This window comes from Rhizobium sp. NZLR10 (genome assembly GCF_019685125.1).
Classification (GTDB): domain Bacteria; phylum Pseudomonadota; class Alphaproteobacteria; order Rhizobiales; family Rhizobiaceae; genus Rhizobium.
The window spans coordinates 146,596-163,604 of record NZ_JABDWE010000002.1; the positions used below are offsets into that span (position 1 = coordinate 146,596).

Annotated in this window: 20 protein-coding genes; 11 read left to right on the forward strand and 9 right to left on the reverse strand. The window is 61.1% G+C overall.

Annotated features, from left to right (window positions below; all coding sequences use genetic code 11):
• Nucleotides 1–152 precede the first annotated feature (152 nt).
• The gene (locus HJB82_RS03900) at nt 153–662 is read left to right on the forward strand and encodes a GNAT family N-acetyltransferase (RefSeq protein ID WP_221116330.1); all 510 of its coding nucleotides are present in this window, start codon (nt 153–155) and stop codon (nt 660–662) included.
• A gap of 25 nt (nt 663–687) precedes the next feature.
• Here the strand turns inward: HJB82_RS03900 and HJB82_RS03905 are convergent, their stop codons facing one another.
• Nucleotides 688–1,071 (reverse strand): VOC family protein, encoded by a 384-nt coding sequence (locus HJB82_RS03905; protein WP_221116331.1) that lies wholly within the window; start codon nt 1,069–1,071, stop codon nt 688–690.
• Between the two features lie 250 nt (nt 1,072–1,321).
• On the opposite strand from HJB82_RS03905, the gene gatB reads away from it, so the two are divergent.
• From gatB to HJB82_RS03940, 7 genes are all read left to right on the forward strand, one after another.
• On the forward strand, nt 1,322–2,824 hold the full coding sequence (gene gatB, locus HJB82_RS03910) for an Asp-tRNA(Asn)/Glu-tRNA(Gln) amidotransferase subunit GatB (protein WP_221116332.1): 1,503 nt from the start codon (nt 1,322–1,324) through the stop codon (nt 2,822–2,824).
• Nucleotides 2,825–2,827: 3 nt separating this feature from the next.
• On the forward strand, nt 2,828–3,331 hold the full coding sequence (locus HJB82_RS03915; protein ID WP_207583998.1) for a GNAT family N-acetyltransferase: 504 nt from the start codon (nt 2,828–2,830) through the stop codon (nt 3,329–3,331).
• A 4-nt stretch (nt 3,332–3,335) separates the two neighbouring features.
• Nucleotides 3,336–3,809 carry a GNAT family N-acetyltransferase gene (locus tag HJB82_RS03920; protein ID WP_207583999.1) on the forward strand — a complete coding sequence of 158 codons (474 nt, stop codon included), beginning with the start codon at nt 3,336–3,338 and terminating at the stop codon, nt 3,807–3,809.
• 103 nt (nt 3,810–3,912) lie between these two features.
• A complete protein-coding gene (locus HJB82_RS03925; RefSeq protein ID WP_207584000.1) occupies nt 3,913–4,311 on the forward strand; it encodes an NADH:ubiquinone oxidoreductase subunit NDUFA12 in 399 nt (132 codons plus the stop codon).
• Nucleotides 4,312–4,425: 114 nt separating this feature from the next.
• Nucleotides 4,426–4,866: a DUF2155 domain-containing protein gene (locus HJB82_RS03930; RefSeq protein WP_164009333.1), complete on the forward strand. Its 441-nt coding sequence runs from the start codon at nt 4,426–4,428 to the stop codon at nt 4,864–4,866.
• 215 nt (nt 4,867–5,081) lie between these two features.
• Nucleotides 5,082–5,273, forward strand: coding sequence for a hypothetical protein (locus HJB82_RS03935; RefSeq protein ID WP_207584001.1), 192 nt, complete (start codon nt 5,082–5,084; stop codon nt 5,271–5,273).
• A gap of 9 nt (nt 5,274–5,282) precedes the next feature.
• On the forward strand, nt 5,283–6,305 hold the full coding sequence (locus HJB82_RS03940; protein ID WP_207584002.1) for a helix-turn-helix transcriptional regulator: 1,023 nt from the start codon (nt 5,283–5,285) through the stop codon (nt 6,303–6,305).
• A 58-nt stretch (nt 6,306–6,363) separates the two neighbouring features.
• On the opposite strand, the gene aat is transcribed toward HJB82_RS03940, so the two are convergent.
• From aat to HJB82_RS03970, 6 genes are all read right to left on the reverse strand, one after another.
• Nucleotides 6,364–6,978, reverse strand: a complete 615-nt coding sequence (gene aat, locus HJB82_RS03945) for a leucyl/phenylalanyl-tRNA--protein transferase (protein ID WP_207584003.1) — start codon at nt 6,976–6,978, stop codon at nt 6,364–6,366.
• Between the two features lie 7 nt (nt 6,979–6,985).
• A complete protein-coding gene (gene accC / locus HJB82_RS03950) occupies nt 6,986–8,341 on the reverse strand; it encodes an acetyl-CoA carboxylase biotin carboxylase subunit (RefSeq protein ID WP_207584004.1) in 1,356 nt (451 codons plus the stop codon).
• 4 nt (nt 8,342–8,345) lie between these two features.
• Nucleotides 8,346–8,810, reverse strand: a complete 465-nt coding sequence (accB, locus tag HJB82_RS03955; RefSeq protein WP_207584005.1) for an acetyl-CoA carboxylase biotin carboxyl carrier protein — start codon at nt 8,808–8,810, stop codon at nt 8,346–8,348.
• 20 nt (nt 8,811–8,830) lie between these two features.
• A complete protein-coding gene (gene aroQ / locus HJB82_RS03960) occupies nt 8,831–9,268 on the reverse strand; it encodes a type II 3-dehydroquinate dehydratase (RefSeq protein WP_007825196.1) in 438 nt (145 codons plus the stop codon).
• Between the two features lie 160 nt (nt 9,269–9,428).
• Nucleotides 9,429–10,187, reverse strand: a complete 759-nt coding sequence (locus HJB82_RS03965; protein WP_207584006.1) for a DsbA family protein — start codon at nt 10,185–10,187, stop codon at nt 9,429–9,431.
• A gap of 104 nt (nt 10,188–10,291) precedes the next feature.
• The gene (locus tag HJB82_RS03970) at nt 10,292–10,438 is read right to left on the reverse strand and encodes a hypothetical protein (RefSeq protein ID WP_207584409.1); all 147 of its coding nucleotides are present in this window, start codon (nt 10,436–10,438) and stop codon (nt 10,292–10,294) included.
• On the opposite strand from HJB82_RS03970, the gene HJB82_RS03975 reads away from it, so the two are divergent.
• Nucleotides 10,397–11,554, forward strand: a complete 1,158-nt coding sequence (locus HJB82_RS03975) for a pyridoxal phosphate-dependent aminotransferase (RefSeq protein WP_221139606.1) — start codon at nt 10,397–10,399, stop codon at nt 11,552–11,554. The genes HJB82_RS03970 and HJB82_RS03975 overlap by 42 nt on opposite strands.
• Nucleotides 11,555–11,594: 40 nt before the next feature.
• Here the strand turns inward: HJB82_RS03975 and HJB82_RS03980 are convergent, their stop codons facing one another.
• Nucleotides 11,595–12,935, reverse strand: coding sequence for a DUF2778 domain-containing protein (locus HJB82_RS03980; protein ID WP_221139607.1), 1,341 nt, complete (start codon nt 12,933–12,935; stop codon nt 11,595–11,597).
• A 207-nt stretch (nt 12,936–13,142) separates the two neighbouring features.
• Nucleotides 13,143–15,008, reverse strand: a complete 1,866-nt coding sequence (locus HJB82_RS03985; RefSeq protein WP_221139677.1) for an alpha/beta hydrolase — start codon at nt 15,006–15,008, stop codon at nt 13,143–13,145.
• A 146-nt stretch (nt 15,009–15,154) separates the two neighbouring features.
• Here HJB82_RS03985 and HJB82_RS03990 point away from each other — a divergent pair, with 146 nt between their 5' ends.
• Together HJB82_RS03990 and HJB82_RS03995 are read left to right on the forward strand one after the other, a co-directional pair.
• Nucleotides 15,155–15,568 carry a hypothetical protein gene (locus HJB82_RS03990; protein ID WP_207584009.1) on the forward strand — a complete coding sequence of 138 codons (414 nt, stop codon included), beginning with the start codon at nt 15,155–15,157 and terminating at the stop codon, nt 15,566–15,568.
• Nucleotides 15,569–15,788: 220 nt separating this feature from the next.
• Nucleotides 15,789–17,006, forward strand: a complete 1,218-nt coding sequence (locus HJB82_RS03995; protein WP_207584010.1) for an LL-diaminopimelate aminotransferase — start codon at nt 15,789–15,791, stop codon at nt 17,004–17,006.
• Nucleotides 17,007–17,009 lie beyond the last annotated feature (3 nt).

The following is a 17,009-nucleotide window of genomic DNA, read 5'->3' on the forward strand; positions in this document are numbered from 1 at the left end:
AAGGTTTTTTATTCAGCGCGGAAATGGCGGTCAAGACCGTGCTTGCCGATCAAACCGGTCGAGTACCGCAGTTTCCAGCCATCATCCCCCAGGGGGGTACTGGTAAATTCGGCGACTCAATGGTCTAGTTGCGGGATAACGCGGAGGTGTCGTTGATCCACATTCGCAATGCCCGCGACGGCGAAGCGGTGCTATTGAGCGAGATCGGGCTGAGGGCCTGGCAAAAGGCGATGGCGGCGATCGGCGAATCGCACGCGATGATCGATGCAGCCCGCAACGCCTTTCGCAACTTCGTGGAAAACGACTGGCTGACCATCACCGTCGTCGAGCAGAATGGCCAGGTCGCAGGCTGGGCGGCGCGCGAGGGTTTGGACGAAACCATCTCGGATTTCTGGATCGATCCCGTCTTCGCCCGCCAGGGGCTGGGCTCCGCCCTCCTTGAGCGGATCGAAAAGGAGATCGCTGATCGAGGTTTCGAGAAGGCGGCGATGCAGACCCATTCCGGCAACAACGAGGCGATCGGCTTCTTCCGGAAACACGGCTACAGCATCCACTGGCTCTCGGTCGCCTATAATCCGAAGCTCGACCGCGACGTGCCCTCGGTCGGGCTGACGAAAACGCTGGTTTCGGACGGTAAGGGCGGATACGGGCAGGAATTCTGACAAATGCCGCCGGATGCGGTTAAGCCTATGGCAGATAATCGGACGTGACGCAAAAATTATTGCCTTCGGGATCATTCAATACGCAGTAAGCATCCGTCTCGCGCACCAATGTCGCGCCGAGGGATAAGAGCCGTTTCACTTCTTTCTCCCGATCGTCAGCGGCGATATCGAGATGAACACGGTTGCGGGCTGGACGTTCTCCTTGGCGAAGGTGGAAGCAAAGGCGTGTTCCGGGACCATCGACCATCACGGTCGGGTCCGTGTCGGGCGTCAGTCCTATCGCGGCGAGGCGGGCCAACTCATCATCGTCATAAGGCATCACTTCATAACCATCGAGCGCAGCCGCCCAGAAACGAGCAACCCGTGAGGGGACGTCGCAATCAACCACGATTTCCTTCAGTCTTCCCATGGGAGCTTTCGGTCCAAGGTATTTTTACTGAAGATAGAGATCACTATGGTATCGACAATCGGGGCGGTCGAAACTCTTGTCCATCGGTTCGTGTCCATGAAATGCATGGCCGCTCCTGGTGCAAAGCGGCCTTTCTCTGCGGGCAGAAGCGGCCGGCGGCAACTGCCATGCGATTCCGCGAAAGCCTTGCACCGGCACGCCATTTCCTTTACCTCACGAATGGAAAAGAACAGCCTGCAAAGAGTATCAGATGACCCTTGTCGACGTCCGCACGCCTGATCCGAAACGCTTCATCCCCGGCGCCACCGGCGACTGGGAAGTCATCGTCGGCTTGGAAGTCCATGCCCAGGTGCTCTCCAATTCGAAGCTCTTCTCCGGCGCCTCGACGGAATTCGGCAAGCCGCAGAATTCGAATGTCTCGCTGGTCGATGCCGCCATGCCCGGCATGCTGCCGGTCATCAACGAGGAATGCGTCAGGCAGGCCGTGCGCACCGGTCTCGGCCTCAAAGCCCAGATCAACAAGCGCTCGCTCTTCGACCGCAAGAACTATTTCTATCCCGACCTGCCGCAGGGCTATCAGATCTCGCAGTTCAAGGATCCGATCGTCGGCGAGGGCAAGATCGTCATTTCGCTCGGGCCGGACCGCCAGGGCCAGTTCGAGGATATCGAGATCGGCATCGAGCGCCTGCATCTGGAGCAGGATGCCGGCAAGTCGATGCACGACCAGCACGCGACCATGTCCTATGTCGATCTGAACCGCTCCGGCGTCGCGCTGATGGAGATCGTCTCCAAGCCCGACATGCGCTCGTCCGACGAGGCCAAGGCCTATATGACCAAGCTGCGCTCGATCGTGCGTTATCTCGGCACTTGCGACGGCAACATGGACGAAGGTTCGATGCGTGCCGACGTCAACGTCTCCGTCCGCCGTCCGGGCGAAGATTTCGGCACGCGCTGCGAAATCAAGAACGTCAACTCCATCCGTTTCATTGGCCAGGCGATCGAATACGAAGCCCGCCGTCAGATCGGTATTCTGGAGGATGGCGGCAAGATCGATCAGGAGACGCGGCTCTTCGACCCAAACAAGGGCGAGACGCGCTCCATGCGCTCCAAGGAGGATGCGCACGACTATCGCTATTTCCCCGATCCGGACCTGCTACCGCTCGAATTCGACGATGCCTTCGTCACCGCGCTCGCAGCCGATCTGCCGGAATTGCCTGACGACAAGAAGGAGCGCTTCGTGCGCGAACTCGGTCTGTCGATCTACGACGCCTCGGTGCTCGTCTCCGAAAAGGCGATCGCCGATTATTTCGAGGCGGTGGCTGCAGGCCGTGACGGCAAGATGGCGGCAAACTGGGTGATCAACGACCTGCTCGGCGCGCTGAACCGCACCGGCAAGGATATCGAGCAGACACCGGTTTCGCCGGTCCAGCTCGGCGCCATCATCGATCTCATCAAGGCTGGAACCATTTCCGGCAAGATCGCCAAGGACCTCTTCGAAATCGTGCTGAGCGAGGGCGGCGATCCCGCCGAGATCGTCGAAGCGCGCGGCATGAAGCAGGTGACGGATACAGGCGCGATCGAAAAGGCCGTGGACGAGATCATTGCCGCCAATCCCGATCAGGTGGAAAAGGTCAAGGCGAAGCCGACCCTGGCCGCATGGTTCGTCGGCCAGGTGATGAAGGCGACCGGTGGCAAGGCCAATCCGCAGGCCGTCCAGGCGCTCGTCAAGGCGAAGCTCGGCATCGAGGAATAAGCGGTGTATTTCGTCCGCACGGCCGGCGAGCGTGACTTGGAAAAGGTCCGCGTCCTGCTGGTAGAGAGCTTTCACGCCACCTATGACGGTCTGCATGGCAGGGCCAGGGTGGATGAGCTCACCACCCAGCTCTTTTCTCTCGCCGCACTGAAGACGCGCCTGGTGCGAAAGGACGCTGAATTCCTCGTTGCCGACGATGGCCGCACTATCGGCGGCATGGGGTATGCGGCGATGTCGCCTGAGCTGGCGAAGACAGTCATGCTGCATCTTCTCTATGTCAGGCCGGCGCTGCAACGCCAGGGCATCGGCCGCGATCTCTTCGCCGAACTCGAAAGCTGCTTCCCGGATGCGGAAATCATGCGTCTCGAAGTCGAGCCGCAGAACGTGGCAGCGATCGCCTTCTATCACGCGCACGGCTTCACCGAGGTTGGACGCAACGAGAATGGCGGGGCCGGGCAATCCGGCATTCCCACGCTGATTTTCGAAAAACCGCTCGAAGGGAATTGAGTCTATGGCGTCCGCGTTGTCCGACATTGTCGTTCGCCAAGCGCGGCCGCAGGATCTGCCGGCTCTGGTGGCTCTATTCGCAGCCGATGCGCTCGGTGGTCATGGCGATACGATCGATCCCGACGCCTTTGCCGATTATCTCAGGGCCTTCGCAGCCATCGAGGCTTCGCCCGACCAGGCGCTTTATGTCGCGGAGTGCGGCGGTGAGGTCGTGGGCACCTTCCAGATGATGGTGACGACCTCGCTGACCGGCCGCGGTTCCTCGGCGATGATCATCGAGGCGGTGCAGGCCCGGGCCGATATGCGCGGGCAGGGGATCGGCGCACGGATGATCGAATTCGCCATTGCCGAGGCAAAAGGCCGCGGCGTGCGATTGGTGCAGTTGACCTCGAATGCGATCCGCAAGGATGCCCATCGTTTCTATGAAAGACTGGGTTTCAAGCCCTCGCATCTCGGCTTCAAGATGGCTTTGAAATGACCGGTGCTTGTCGTGGAATCGCTGGACAATTCGGCTTGGCGACGGCATAAGCGAGAAAACGAATTCTGGTTTGGCTCGCATCTGACGGGCACAAGGAAAAGACATGTGGAATCTTCTGGTTCAGACCTTTACCTGGTGGAACGGTCAGACGATGGGCACGCGTTTTGCGACCTGGCGTTTCGGCAAGCGCGTCGGCGAGGATGAATTCGGCAACGTCTATTACGAAGGCGGCATGTCTTCCTACGGCCTGCCGAAGCGTTGGGTAATCTACAAGGGTTATGCCGATGCCTCCGCCATTCCACCGGGCTGGCATGGCTGGATGCATCATCGCACCGATGTTCCGCCGTCCAAGGAGACCTACGTCGCCAAGGAATGGCAGAAGGCGCATCGCCCCAATTTCACCGGTTCTGCGCAGGCTTACCGTCCGCCAGGCTCAATCGCCGTTCCGGGTGAGCGTCCCCGCGTCACCGGCGATTACGACGCCTGGACGCCGGGCAACTGAGACGGCTCGACCGGGCAATCCCAAACCCGGCTTTTGGCCACAATTGACCTTTACCCGCAGGTTGGCCGCGCTTGACCGCGGCTGCGAACGAAGAATGTCTGGAGACGGGTACACATGAAGCTCTTCACGCGGAACAGGGTGCTGCGTGCCGCCGGATCGCTGCTGGCGCTCTCGGCCTTGCTTCCGCCAGTTGCGGCGAATGCCGCACGCATCGAAAATCCGGTAGCCGTCTTCTCCGGCCTCGACAAGATCACCGGCCGTATCACCACCTTCGACGTCTATGTCAACGAGACGGTTCAGTTCGGCGCGCTGCAGGTGACGCCGAAGGCCTGTTATTCGCGCGACCAAGCCGAAGCACAGAAGATCGACGGTTTCGTCGAGGTCGACGAGATCACCCTCGACCGCAAGATCCGCCGCATCTTCACCGGCTGGATGTTCGCCGCCAGCCCGGGCCTTAACGCCGTCGAACACCCGATCTACGACGTCTGGCTGAAGGACTGCAAGGCAAACTCGGACGTCCCGGCTCCTGACGGCACCAAGGCGACAGCCCGCTAAAAAGCGTCCCGCCAACGCGCCAGACCTTCCCTTCGTCGAACTGCAGGTGCTTCGTGACGATCGCAATGACGTCTTCGATTTCCTTACTTCGTGCAAAGGGAGGCCCAGCGGCAAGCGTGATCTTCTGAGCCCGATGTCGTCCGCCTGCATGACAGGGTACGGCTCGGATGCGTGCGAGAATGTTTCAGATGAAGCCCCGAACCAAGAGGCATCAAATGGATCTTCAGAGTCTCGTCGCTGCTCACATGCCGAACCACCGCCGCCCCACACAGATGGACGCCGCGGCCGAGGGCCGATACTACCGAAATCAGATCACCCTGCCGCCGCCCTTGGGGCTTCGGTTACTCGGCCTGATCGCAACGACCGCCGGCGTGACGCTGTTTCTGGCTGGCGTCATCAAGGCATGAGGCGTCGTCATGGTCAGACAGACCGATCATGCTATGCTGCGATCCCTTGTCACTGGGGAACGGGAGATGGACGACAGCGAGGCTGACCGGGCGTCGATCATGGCGGTGATCCGCGCCGAAACCGAGGCCTGGCTGCAGCGGGACTTCGAGGCGCTGGCGAGCCATTGGATGCAGTCGCCGCAGACCCGGCGGATGGAAGCCTTCGCCTCGCTGGGCGTCCGGGTGGACGAAGGTTGGGACCCGATCGCGGCGCGGATCAAGAAGATCGTGGAGCGATTCCCGGAGAAACACGCCTTCGAGGGGCGCGTCCGCTGGGAAAAAGTCAACATCGTCGTTGACGCCAACATGGCCTGGGTGACCTTCGATCAGATCGGCAGCGACACCGGCGAGGATCGCAAGCGCCAACTGCGGATACTTCACCGGATCGGCGGCGCCTGGAAGATCGGCTGCATGGTAATGATGGAGAGCAGCGTCGAGGAGGCGAGATGCTCGCTGATCGAGGTCGACGCGGATGCAAAAATCCTCTGGACGAACCGGCTGGCGCGGGAACGGATTCGCGGCCATCCGGGGCTCGTCGCCGCTGCCGGCCGCTTGCGCGCCCGGCGGCGTGATCGCGACGTCGCGCTGCGCGAGGCGGTGCGCCTGGCATTCCATGAGTTGCAGAGCCAGAGACCTTTGAACATCGCGCCGAAGCAGGCCTGGTCGGTGGCGCTCGGCGAGGACGCGGCGGGGATTCCGCTCTACTGCTGGGTCCTGCTCGAGGACGGCAAGGCGCTGGTTTCCTTCGACGACGCCGAGACGGTGGTGCGTCGGATTGCGAGCGCGCGGGAGGTCTTCGGCCTCTCGCCGGCGCAGACCCGGCTTGCTCGCCTGATCGTCGATGGCCACGACCTCGCCGCCGCCTCCGATCAGCTTGGGGTCAGTGTCAACACGTTACGCACCCAGTTGCAGCGCATCTTCGACAAAACAGGCGTCCGCAGCCAGGCGGCATTGGTCCGGGCGCTGTTGAGCGCCGGGACTCCGAGCAAATAAACTCGACTGCCGGGCGCCGCGGCATCCGGCTAACCGCCGGCGCCTGATCTTTCGGAGCTTAAAACTTAATGTGTGGCGACTCCATCGCCGTGGCAAGCATATTGGCATAATCGGCCTTCGGAACGTCTATCGCTCCGAACGTCTTCAGGTGTTCGGTGGTGAACTGTGTATCGAGCAGGGTGAAACCTTTTTCCCGCAGCCGCTCGACCAGATGCACGAGGCAGATTTTCGAGGCATCCGTTCGCCGCGAAAACATGCTTTCGCCGAAGAAGGCCGAGCCCAGCGAGACGCCATAGAGACCGCCGACCAGATCATCACCGTCCCAGGCTTCGACGGTATGGGCATGGCCCATGTCGAACAGCGTCGAGTAAAGGGATCTGATCGTTCTGTTGATCCAGGTGCTCGGGCGCCCGGAGGTCTCTTCCGCGCAAGCCGCGATCACCTGATCGAAAGCGTAATCGAAACGGATCTCGAAGGGTTTTCGGCGCACCGTCTTGGCAAGGCTCTTCGACACGTGGAAATCGTCGAACGGCAGCACGCCGCGCAATTCCGGCTCGACCCAGAAAATTTCCGGGTCGTCGGCGGATTCGGCCATCGGGAAGAGGCCGATGGAATAGGCGCGCAGGAGGATTTCAGGAGTGATGCCTGGTGACTTCCTGCGCGATCCTGCCATTCCCGCCCTATGCCGCCGGTGTGTTGGCGAGGTAGTCTTCCAGCCAGTGGATGTCGTAGTCGCCGTTGGCGATATCCTGGTTGGAGACGAGATCCTGGAACAGCGGCAGCGTCGTATTGATGCCGTCGACGACGAATTCGTCGAGTGCTCGGCGCAGCCGCATCATGCATTCGACGCGCGTGCGGCCGTGCACGATCAGCTTGCCGATGAGGCTGTCGTAATAAGGCGGGATCTTGTAGCCCTGATAGGCACCGGAATCGATGCGTACGCCGAGACCACCCGGAGCGTGAAAATGCGTGATCGTGCCGGGCGAGGGCACGAAGGTGCGCGGGTGCTCGGCATTGATGCGGCATTCGATGGCATGACCGGAAAAATGCACTTCATCCTGGGTCACCGAAAGACCGCCGCCGGAGGCGACGCGGATCTGCTCGTGCACGAGGTCGATGCCAGTGATCGCTTCCGTGATCGGATGCTCCACCTGCAGGCGGGTGTTCATTTCGATGAAATAGAACTCGCCATTCTCGTAGAGGAATTCGATCGTGCCGGCGCCGCGATATTTCAGCTTCTTCATGGCGTCGGCGCAGACCTGGCCGATCTTCATCCGCTGCTCGACGTTGAGCGCCGGCGAATTCGCCTCTTCCCAGACCTTCTGGTGTCGCCGCTGCAGCGAGCAGTCGCGCTCGCCAAGATGAATGGCATTGCCTTCGCCGTCGCCGAACACCTGGATTTCGATGTGCCGCGGCTTGCCGAGATATTTTTCCATATAGACGGCATCGTTGCCGAAGGCGGCCGCCGCTTCGGTGCGCGCCGTCGACCAGGCCTCGATCACGTCGGCCTCGCTCTTGGCGACCTTCATGCCGCGTCCGCCGCCGCCGGCCGTTGCCTTGATCAGCACGGGATAGCCGATTTCAGCAGCCGTCTTCAGCGCATCCTCTTCGGTCTTCACTTCGCCGTCCGAGCCCGGAACGACGGGAATGCCGAGTTCCAGCGCCGTCGTCTTGGCGGTGATCTTGTCGCCCATGATGCGGATATGATCCGCCGTCGGCCCGATGAAGGTGATGCCGTGGGCTTCGAGAATATCGGCGAACTTGGCATTCTCCGACAGAAAGCCGTAGCCCGGATGCACGGCGTCGGCGCCGGTGATCTCGCAGGCGGCGACGATCTGGTGGATATTGAGATAGCTCTCGCGCGAGGAGGGCGGGCCGATGCAGACACTTTCGTCGGCAAGCCGCACATGCATGGCATCGGCGTCGGCGGTGGAATGAACCACGACGCAGGCGATGCCGAGCTCCTTGCAGGCCCGAAGCACGCGAAGGGCGATTTCCCCGCGATTGGCGATGAGGATTTTCGAAATCATGGGCATGGGCCTATTCGATGACGACGAGGGCTTGGCCGTATTCGACGGGATGTCCGTCATCGACGAGGATCTCGGTCACCTTGCCCGACTTCGGCGAGGGGATCTGGTTCATCGTTTTCATCGCTTCGATGATGATCAGCGTCTGGCCTTCCTTGACTGTCGCGCCGACTTCGATGAAGGCACGCGCGCCGGGAGCCGGCGCCATGTAGACGGTGCCGACCATCGGCGCACTGACGACATTGGCGGGATTGCGGGCGGGAGCGGCGGCCGGCGCAGTTGCTGCTGCCGGAGCGGCGGCTGCGGCATAGGCAGGCGCTGCGATCGGCGCCTGGACATATTGCGGCGTGCCTGCACGCGAAACGCGAATGCGCAGGTCGTCCTGCTCGACCTCGATCTCCGTCAGATCCGTCTCGTTGAGGATATTGGCGAGATCGCGGATCAGTGCCTGATCGATACCCGATTTCTTTTCAGCCATGGTGTTGCCCTGTCTTATTCTTATGCCGTGATGTTCTTCAGCGCATGAAGCGCCAGGATGTAGCTATGAGGCCCGAAGCCGCAAATCACGCCCTTGCATGCCGGCGCAATCATCGACTTATGGCGGAATTCTTCCCGCGCATGAACGTTGGATATGTGGAGTTCAATGACGGGAATGGAAATAGCGCGGATCGCATCATGCAGCGCGACCGAAGTATGCGTATAGGCGCCTGCGTTGATGGCAACGCCGACGGCCTTTTCGTCGGCCTCATGGAACCAGTCCACAAGCGTACCTTCGTGATTGCTCTGACGGAAATCGATGTCGAAGCCGAGTTCGCGGCCGGCGGCCTTGCAGTCCGCTTCGATGTCCTTCAGCGTCTTGCCACCATAAATGCCGGGCTCTCGTTTGCCCAGCATGTTCAGGTTGGGGCCGTTCAGGACGAAAATCGTTTGCGTCATCGAATGTTCCGTAAAATGTACGACGGCAACCTATAGACTCCGTGAAGGCTGAATGAAAGCCCTTACGGATTGGCCAGCGGAATCACGCCACATTTGTCCACATGGTTGAAACGCTTCGATTTTGGCGATTTGATGGGCGGCCGGCTGGCGGCTCACTTGCTCAGCAGGCGGTCTTGCCGCAGCTGCGCATATTCTTGACCTTGGCTTCGAGATCGTCGAGCCCGACGGCGCCCGGCACCAGTTCGTTGCCGATCACATAGGACGGCGTGCCGCTGATGCCGAGACTGGAGGCGAGCTGGTAGGTCGCCTGGACGACACCATCATTCGGGCTCTTTGCCATCTCGGCGCGAATCTTGTTCTCGCTGACGCCGAGCGAAGCTGCAACCGCGATCGCCGTTTCGTCGGAGGCGCGGCCTTCGGCGCCGAGAAGCGCGACATGGAAATCGGCATATTTCTCCGGCGCCAGCTTGCGGAAGGCGTCGGCCACCTTGTGGGCTGCGACCGAATCCGGCCCGAGGATCGGAAACTCCTTGAGCACGAAACGAACGTTCTTGTCCTTCTTGAGCATCGCCTGCATGTCGGGAAGCGCGTGACGGCAGTAGCTGCAATTGTAATCGAAGAATTCGACGACGGTGACATCGCCCTTGGGATTGCCGAGGGTGACGTCGTTCTTCGAATCGAAGATCGCGGCCGTGTTCTCGTCGATCGCCATATTGGCCTTCACCAGCCGCTGGGCTTCCTGCTTCTTCTGCAGCGCATCCTGAACATCGAGCATGATCTCGGGATTCTCGATCAGGTATTGCTTGATGAATTCGCCGAACTCCTTCTTCTGCTGGTCGTCGAGCGCTGCCGCCGGAAACGGAAGGGCGATCGATGCGGCAAGTGCCAGTGCGGTGAAGGTTTTCGGAAGAAAGGCCATGATATCCTCGTCAACGGCGATGTGGTCGTCTCTCTGTCGAAAAGACCGTCGCCGGGTTATGGACTTGAGTGCGTCGCGTCAAGGTACGGTGCGTTGTGTTCTGCTCAAACAGGAATTTTCATCCCAGCGTGACCCTCGCGGGATTGTGATGAGCCGATTAATGCGGCAATTGTCAGGCCGTCAGTGAAGTAGCCGAGCGAGAAGCGATCTTGTTTTCCATATCGAAACGCAGCGAAGTCGAGCCATTTCATGCCATGGACGTCCTGGCGGAGGCGACGAAAAGGCGGGCGGCCGGCCAGCCCGTTATCTCGATGGCGGTCGGTCAGCCCTCGCATCCCGCCCCTCAGGCTGCCCTTGAAGCAGCGCGCGCAGCTCTTGCCGAAGGCCGGATCGGTTATACCGATGCGCTGGGAACGGCGCTGCTGAAATCGGCACTTGCCCGGCACTATAAGGATCGCCACGGCCTGGAGATCGATCCCAAGCGGATCGCCATCACCACCGGTTCCTCGGCCGGCTTCAACCTCGCCTTCCTGTCGCTCTTCGATGCCGGCGATGCTGTGGCGATCGCAAGGCCTGGTTATCCCGCATATCGCAATATCCTCGGCGCGCTTGGCTTGAAGGTTGTCGAAGTGCCGGTAACGGCCGAGACCCACTTCACCCTGACGCCTGAGAGCCTCGAGGCGGCGCAGAAGGAAAGCGGCGTGACGCTGAAAGGCGTGCTGCTCGCAAGCCCCGCCAACCCGACCGGCACGGTGACCGCTCGCGATGGGCTGAAAGCGCTCGCGGACTACTGCGCGGCCCATTCCATCGCCTTCATCTCCGATGAAATCTATCATGGGCTGACCTTCGCCGGCGAGGAGGCCAGCGCGCTGGAGCTGACCGACGAGGCGATCGTCATCAACTCCTTCTCCAAATATTACTGCATGACCGGCTGGCGAATCGGCTGGATGGTGCTGCCGGAGCGCCTGGTGCGGCCGATCGAGCGGGTGGCGCAAAGCCTTTATATCTCTCCGCCCGAACTTTCCCAGATCGCCGCCACGGCCGCGCTCGGTGCCGGCGACGAACTCGATCTTTATAAGGCGAGCTATGCCGCCAACCGCGACTTGCTGATGCGCCGCCTGCCGGAGATCGGCCTTGCGATCGCGTCACCGATGGACGGCGCCTTCTACGCCTATCTCGACGTCACCCGCTTCACCAATGACAGCATGGGTTTTGCCAAGCGCATGCTCGCGGAAATCGACGTCGCCGCAACACCCGGCCTCGACTTCGATCCGCTGGTAGGACATCGAACCCTGCGTCTGTCTTATGCGGGCTCGGAAGCCGAGATCGCCGAGGCGGTGGAGCGAATCGCAACCTGGTTGAAATAGCGCCCGCGGGCACGCCAGCGGCTGCGCGCTCTCCTATTGCTTAGCTGCGCGATGAAAACAGCGAGGCGAGCGTCGAAGCGGGCTTGTTGTTCAGCCGTGGCACCACCACGAGCTGCTTGATGTCACCGCGCTTGTAGGCGGCGAGGAAACGGCGGTAGTCCTTGAAGGAGACGCAGCCGTTGGAATCACCGTCTTTGCCGAGCATGTAGGTGTGGGCCAACAGGCCGACACGGTCATAGATGGCGTCCGCGCCTTCGAGCGGGGTCAGCCGCAGCGCCTCGACACCATGGAAAAGGCTCTCGCGCATGGTGAGGGCATAGGTGTGCGGCGGCGTCGGCCCGTGCATCTTCTTATTCACGAAACGCGGGTTGTCGCGCATCTTGCCGAGACCGGAATGGGCTTCCAGCCTCTCGCCGTTCGGCAGATAGACGGTGCTGTTCTCGATGTCGTAGATCGCCACACCGGCGCGCAGCTTCGGCGAGAAGACCGGCTTGTCGTAGCGTGGCACTGCATCGTCCTTGTCGTCCTCGATCGGCGAGTTTGGCTGGGCGTAGGCAAGTGCAGGTTCGCCGGCGCGCTGCGAACCCTTGGCGACCGGCGCCGGCTTGCCGATAAGGCCGTCGGGACGCGCCATCGGCAGCGGCACGGAGTCTTCGTCGGGCGTCAGCACCAGATCGAAAGGCGGCGCGTCGTCGGCGGCGGCAACGGCCACCGGTGCGGGTTCCGAGGCGGGAATTGCGGCGGTGCGGACCGGAGATGCTGATGGTTCGACCGGAGCCGGTGCGATCTGCCGGGATCCGGCATCGGCAAGTGCCAGAAGGGCCGGGAGTTCGGCAGCAGCAACGGCCTCCTTCGAGGGAATGATGACCCGGTCGCCGTCGTGTTCTTCCGTCGCTGCCGAGGCGACATCGACCGGCGCCTGCGTGATCACATCATCCTTGCGGAACTTGGCGCTGTCCGAAATTGCCGCCACGACTGGCTGCTCGGCAGCCATGACAAGCCGATTGTGTTTTGTAAGTGCCGCCAGTGCCGTTACGGCGGCGGCAGTCTTTTCGGCGTGGGATTGAATGAGGCTCGCCGTCAGCGGGATCTTCGGCTTCGCATCGAAGGCGGCCAGCCGGTCAGCCTTGCCGACATGGATCAGCCGCTCGTGGGGCGTCGCCGGTTTGGCCTTCGGCGCCGATGCCGCCTGCGTGAATCTGTCGGGCGGAGAAACGGGCACGGCCACCGAGTGCATTGTCGCCAAGGTCGCGATCAACCATGTGGAGGTCAGAAATCCGGCGCCGACGACGCCGTAAAGAAAGCCGCGAGATCCGCGCAAACGAAAGGCAGATCCGCCAAGAGGGGTGACGTCATCGAACGTCCCGACCGCAAACGCCATACTACACTCGTCTTTCAAACTCGCTACGCAGGCCGGCGGCACTGACTGACTACACTTCGCCGGGGCCGGTATAGGCGCAAGTGGGCCGAATTTAGACCACTCGCGACTTCCGACTGTCTCGCAAGGATGACGAATTATGGTTTCTAATTTATTTACGCCGCGCCGCTGTTTCTCGCGACGTCTCAAAAAGAGATGCGCTGGGCCTTCTCAGGCGCGTTCCATCACATAACTTCCCGGGGCTTCTTCGATCGCATTCAGCGCATCGCCGCCCGGTTTGCGCGCTGGCACGCGCCTGCTGTCATGGGTCTCGATCCAGGTCTGCCAGTGCGGCCACCACGATCCAGGTGTCTCGGTTGCCCGCTCGAGCCAGGTCTCGTACTCGCCCTTGGCGGGGCCGCCCGTCCAGAATTGATATTTCTTCTTGTCGGGCGGGTTGACGACGCCGGAGATATGTCCCGAGCCGGTGACGACGAATTCCACCTTGCCGCCGAAAAACTGGCTGCCGAGAAAGACGGACTTCGCAGGCGCTATGTGATCCTCGCGGGTGGCGAGATTATAGATCGGGATCTTGACGTCCTTCAGCGACACCGGCTTGCCGTCGAGGACCATCTCGTTCTGCGTCAGCGCATTCCTCAAATAGCAATTGCGCAGGTAGAAGGCATGGTTTGCCGCCGCCATGCGGGTCGAATCGGCGTTCCAGAACAACAGGTCGAAGGGCAGGGGATCCTGGCCCTTGAGGTAGTTGTTGACGAAATAAGGCCAGATCAGCTCGGAAGCCCGCAGCATGTTGAAGGCCATCGACATCTTCGAGCCGTCGAGATAGCCGGCCGCCTGCATATGCCCCTCAAGCGCTGTCAGCTGCTCCTCGTCGACGAAGACCTTGAGATCGCCGGCATGGGTGAAATCGACCTGGGTGGTAAAGAGCGTCGCAGTCTTGATGCGCTTGTTCTTCTCCTTGGCATGCAGCGCCAGCGTTGCCGCTAGCAGCGTGCCGCCGACGCAGTAGCCGACGGCGTTGACGTCCTTTTCGCCGGTCGCCTTCTCGATCGTCTCGAGCGCGAAATCGATGCCCTCGCGGGCATAGGACGTCCAGTCCTTATCGGCGTGGCGCGCATCCGGGTTGACCCAGGAAATGACGAAGGCGGTCTGACCCTGGTCGACACACCATTTGATGAAGGATTTCTGCGGGTTGAGATCGAGAATATAAAACTTGTTGATCCAGGGCGGGCAGATCAGCAGCGGCCGCTTCAGCACCGTTTCGGTCGAAGCCTCGTACTGGATGATCTGGCAGATGTCGTTTTGGGCGATCACCTTGCCCGGTGTCAGCGCCATGTCGCGGCCGACGACGAATTTCGTCATGTCGGTCTGACGAAGGCGAAGATCGCCGTTTCCGGCAGCGATGTCCTCGGCAAGCATCTTCATCCCCCGCACCAGGTTTTCGCCGCTGGTTGCGATCGTCTCGCGGTAGAGCTGGGGATTGGTGGCGATGAAGTTGCTGGGCGAAAGTGCTGCCGTGATCTGCTTCACGTAGAAGCCGGCCTTGTGCTTGGTGTGCTCGTCGAGTCCGTCGGTCTCCGACACCAGCTTTTCCGCCCAGTCGGTCGTAACGAAATAGACCTGGCGCAGAAAATCGAAAAACGGGTTCTTCTGCCAGTCTTCGTCGGAGAAGCGCTTGTCCTTGCGGGTGTCCGGCTCGGCATGCAGAGGCTCGCCCTGCATGTGCGTAGCTTGCATCCGCTGCATCGAGCGCATCCAGATGCCGAAGAACGAGGACATCAGCTGCGTCTGCGCCTCGAAGGTGCGGCGGGGATCGGCAATCCAGTATTCGGTGACCTTGGAAAGCGTCTTGACCATGTCGGTCATCGGATCGACGGCGGTTTGGCTGATCTCGCCGCGTTCGCGCGGCGCAAGCCAGGCCGAGGCGGCCTGTCCGAGATTTTCGAGCGCCCGGGCGAAATTCATCGCCATGGTCTCGGGATCCTTCAACAGATAGGGATCGAGATCGGTCGCATCGAAACCGGCTTTGCCGCCATTCTTCTGGCCGCCATTCTCCCGCTTGCTGTCGGTCACCATTTCCTCCGGCGGCAGCACTGTTTTTATCCAATCGTTGTACATCGTGATTGAACGAGAAAACAAGTTCCACCCGCGCCGGCTCATGCTATTGCTTTGTGGCTGCGACAAATTTAACAGTCGACGCAGTCAGAACTGGATTTTGAGGCATGACGAAGAACGGCATTCGGCGCATCGCAACCTTCAACCGCACCGCATTGATCTGCGCCGCGGCGGCGATGGCTCTTGCCGGATGCAATCTGACGGCTGAGCAGAAGGCCGCAGCCGCCGCCAAGCGAGCGGCGCCAACCGCCGTCGTCATGCCGGCCACCAAGGGCGATGCGGTCGAAGGCGGCCTGGCAAAGTCGCCGGACGGCTATCCGAATTTCGGCGCGCCGCTGACGGCCGCCAACGTCCAGATGAGTGACGAGCAGGCGGCCGAACTGCAGCATCAGTTGACCGCACTCGCCGCCCGGCGCAAGGCCGGCACGATTTCGGAGGCCGAATATCAGGCCAAGGCCGCGGAAATGCGCCGTCTCGCCGCCGAACACGGCCCGGAGACGCTCTCCGAAATCTCCAAATAGACCTTGCCTTTCAGGCAATTTGGACGCAAAGCCTTCCGGATGGATCGGAAGACAAGATTTTCCCGATAATGCGCGTTACGCGGCCTTTCCGTCAAAGATTTGCCGCGTGTTTTGGGTCTGATGAATACGGCGCTGCGATTCTGAAGTTCGTGTCGCAGCCGCCGGGAGACGGAACGAACTTCGACTGCGGCCCGAAAACCGCCTTTCCATGGGGAATGAAATGGAAGAGTTTCACAAAGTCCGGCGTTTGCCGCCTTATGTTTTCGAACAGGTCAACCGTTTGAAGGCAAGCGCGCGAGCGGGCGGTGCCGATATCATCGATCTCGGCATGGGAAACCCCGACCTTCCCACTCCTCAGTCGATCGTCGACAAGCTGTGCGAAGTCGTGCAGGATCCGCGCACGCACCGTTATTCGTCTTCCAAGGGCATTCCCGGGCTGCGCCGCGCTCAGGCCGCTTATTATGCCCGCCGTTTCGGCGTCAAGCTCAACCCGGATACGCAAGTGGTCGCTACCTTGGGCTCCAAGGAAGGCTTTGCAAACATGGCGCAGGCGATCACCGCGCCGGGCGACGTCATCCTCTGCCCGAACCCGACCTATCCGATCCATGCCTTCGGCTTCCTGATGGCGGGCGGCGTCATCCGCTCCATGTCGGTGGAGCCGGACGAAAGCTTTTTCCCGCCGCTTGAGCGCGCGGTCCGGCATTCGATCCCGAAGCCCTTGGCGCTGATCCTCAACTACCCCTCGAACCCGACGGCCCTTGTCGCGACGCTCGATTTCTACAAAGACGTCATTGCCTTCGCCAAGAAGCACGACATCATCGTGCTCTCCGACCTTGCCTATTCGGAAATCTATTTCGACGGCGCCCCACCGCCGTCGGTTCTCGAAGTGCCGGGTGCAATGGATATGACGGTCGAGTTCACCTCGATGTCGAAGACATTCTCCATGCCCGGCTGGCGCATGGGCTTTGCCGTCGGCAACGAGCGGCTGATCGCGGCGCTCACCCGCGTCAAGTCCTATCTCGATTACGGCGCCTTCACGCCGATCCAGGTGGCGGCGACGCATGCGCTGAACGGCGACGGCTCCGACATTGCTGAGGTTCGCAATGTCTATAAACGTCGCCGCGACGTCATGGTCGAAAGCTTCGGCAAGGCCGGCTTCGACGTACCGCCGCCGGCTGCCACCATGTTCGCCTGGGCGAAGATCCCGGAAAAGTTCCGTCATCTCGGTTCGCTCGAGTTTTCCAAACTGCTGGTCGAGAAGGCTGACGTCGCCGTTGCCCCGGGCATCGGCTTCGGCGAACAGGGCGACGACTACGTTCGTCTGGCGCTTGTCGAGAATGAACACCGCATCCGCCAGGCTGCGCGCAACATCAAGAAGTTCATGTCGACGGCAGACGAAACGATGCACAACGTCATTTCGCTGAACGCGCACCGCTAATCC

Excerpts from the sequence above, each read along its gene's own strand:
- HJB82_RS03905 (WP_221116331.1), bottom strand. The coding sequence starts at position 1,071 with ATGGGAAGACTGAAGGAAATCGTGGTTGATTGCGACGTCCCCTCACGG.
- gatB (WP_221116332.1), top strand. The coding sequence starts at position 1,322 with ATGACCCTTGTCGACGTCCGCACGCCTGATCCGAAACGCTTCATCCCC.
- HJB82_RS03920 (WP_207583999.1), top strand. The coding sequence starts at position 3,336 with ATGGCGTCCGCGTTGTCCGACATTGTCGTTCGCCAAGCGCGGCCGCAG.
- HJB82_RS03925 (WP_207584000.1), top strand. The coding sequence starts at position 3,913 with ATGTGGAATCTTCTGGTTCAGACCTTTACCTGGTGGAACGGTCAGACG.
- HJB82_RS03930 (WP_164009333.1), top strand. The coding sequence starts at position 4,426 with ATGAAGCTCTTCACGCGGAACAGGGTGCTGCGTGCCGCCGGATCGCTG.
- HJB82_RS03935 (WP_207584001.1), top strand. The coding sequence starts at position 5,082 with ATGGATCTTCAGAGTCTCGTCGCTGCTCACATGCCGAACCACCGCCGC.
- HJB82_RS03940 (WP_207584002.1), top strand. The coding sequence starts at position 5,283 with ATGGTCAGACAGACCGATCATGCTATGCTGCGATCCCTTGTCACTGGG.
- aat (WP_207584003.1), bottom strand. The coding sequence starts at position 6,978 with ATGGCAGGATCGCGCAGGAAGTCACCAGGCATCACTCCTGAAATCCTC.
- accC (WP_207584004.1), bottom strand. The coding sequence starts at position 8,341 with ATGCCCATGATTTCGAAAATCCTCATCGCCAATCGCGGGGAAATCGCC.
- accB (WP_207584005.1), bottom strand. The coding sequence starts at position 8,810 with ATGGCTGAAAAGAAATCGGGTATCGATCAGGCACTGATCCGCGATCTC.
- aroQ (WP_007825196.1), bottom strand. The coding sequence starts at position 9,268 with ATGACGCAAACGATTTTCGTCCTGAACGGCCCCAACCTGAACATGCTG.
- HJB82_RS03965 (WP_207584006.1), bottom strand. The coding sequence starts at position 10,187 with ATGGCCTTTCTTCCGAAAACCTTCACCGCACTGGCACTTGCCGCATCG.
- HJB82_RS03970 (WP_207584409.1), bottom strand. The coding sequence starts at position 10,438 with ATGAAATGGCTCGACTTCGCTGCGTTTCGATATGGAAAACAAGATCGC.
- HJB82_RS03980 (WP_221139607.1), bottom strand. The coding sequence starts at position 12,935 with ATGGCGTTTGCGGTCGGGACGTTCGATGACGTCACCCCTCTTGGCGGA.
- HJB82_RS03985 (WP_221139677.1), bottom strand. The coding sequence starts at position 15,008 with ATGGTGACCGACAGCAAGCGGGAGAATGGCGGCCAGAAGAATGGCGGC.
- HJB82_RS03990 (WP_207584009.1), top strand. The coding sequence starts at position 15,155 with ATGACGAAGAACGGCATTCGGCGCATCGCAACCTTCAACCGCACCGCA.
- HJB82_RS03995 (WP_207584010.1), top strand. The coding sequence starts at position 15,789 with ATGGAAGAGTTTCACAAAGTCCGGCGTTTGCCGCCTTATGTTTTCGAA.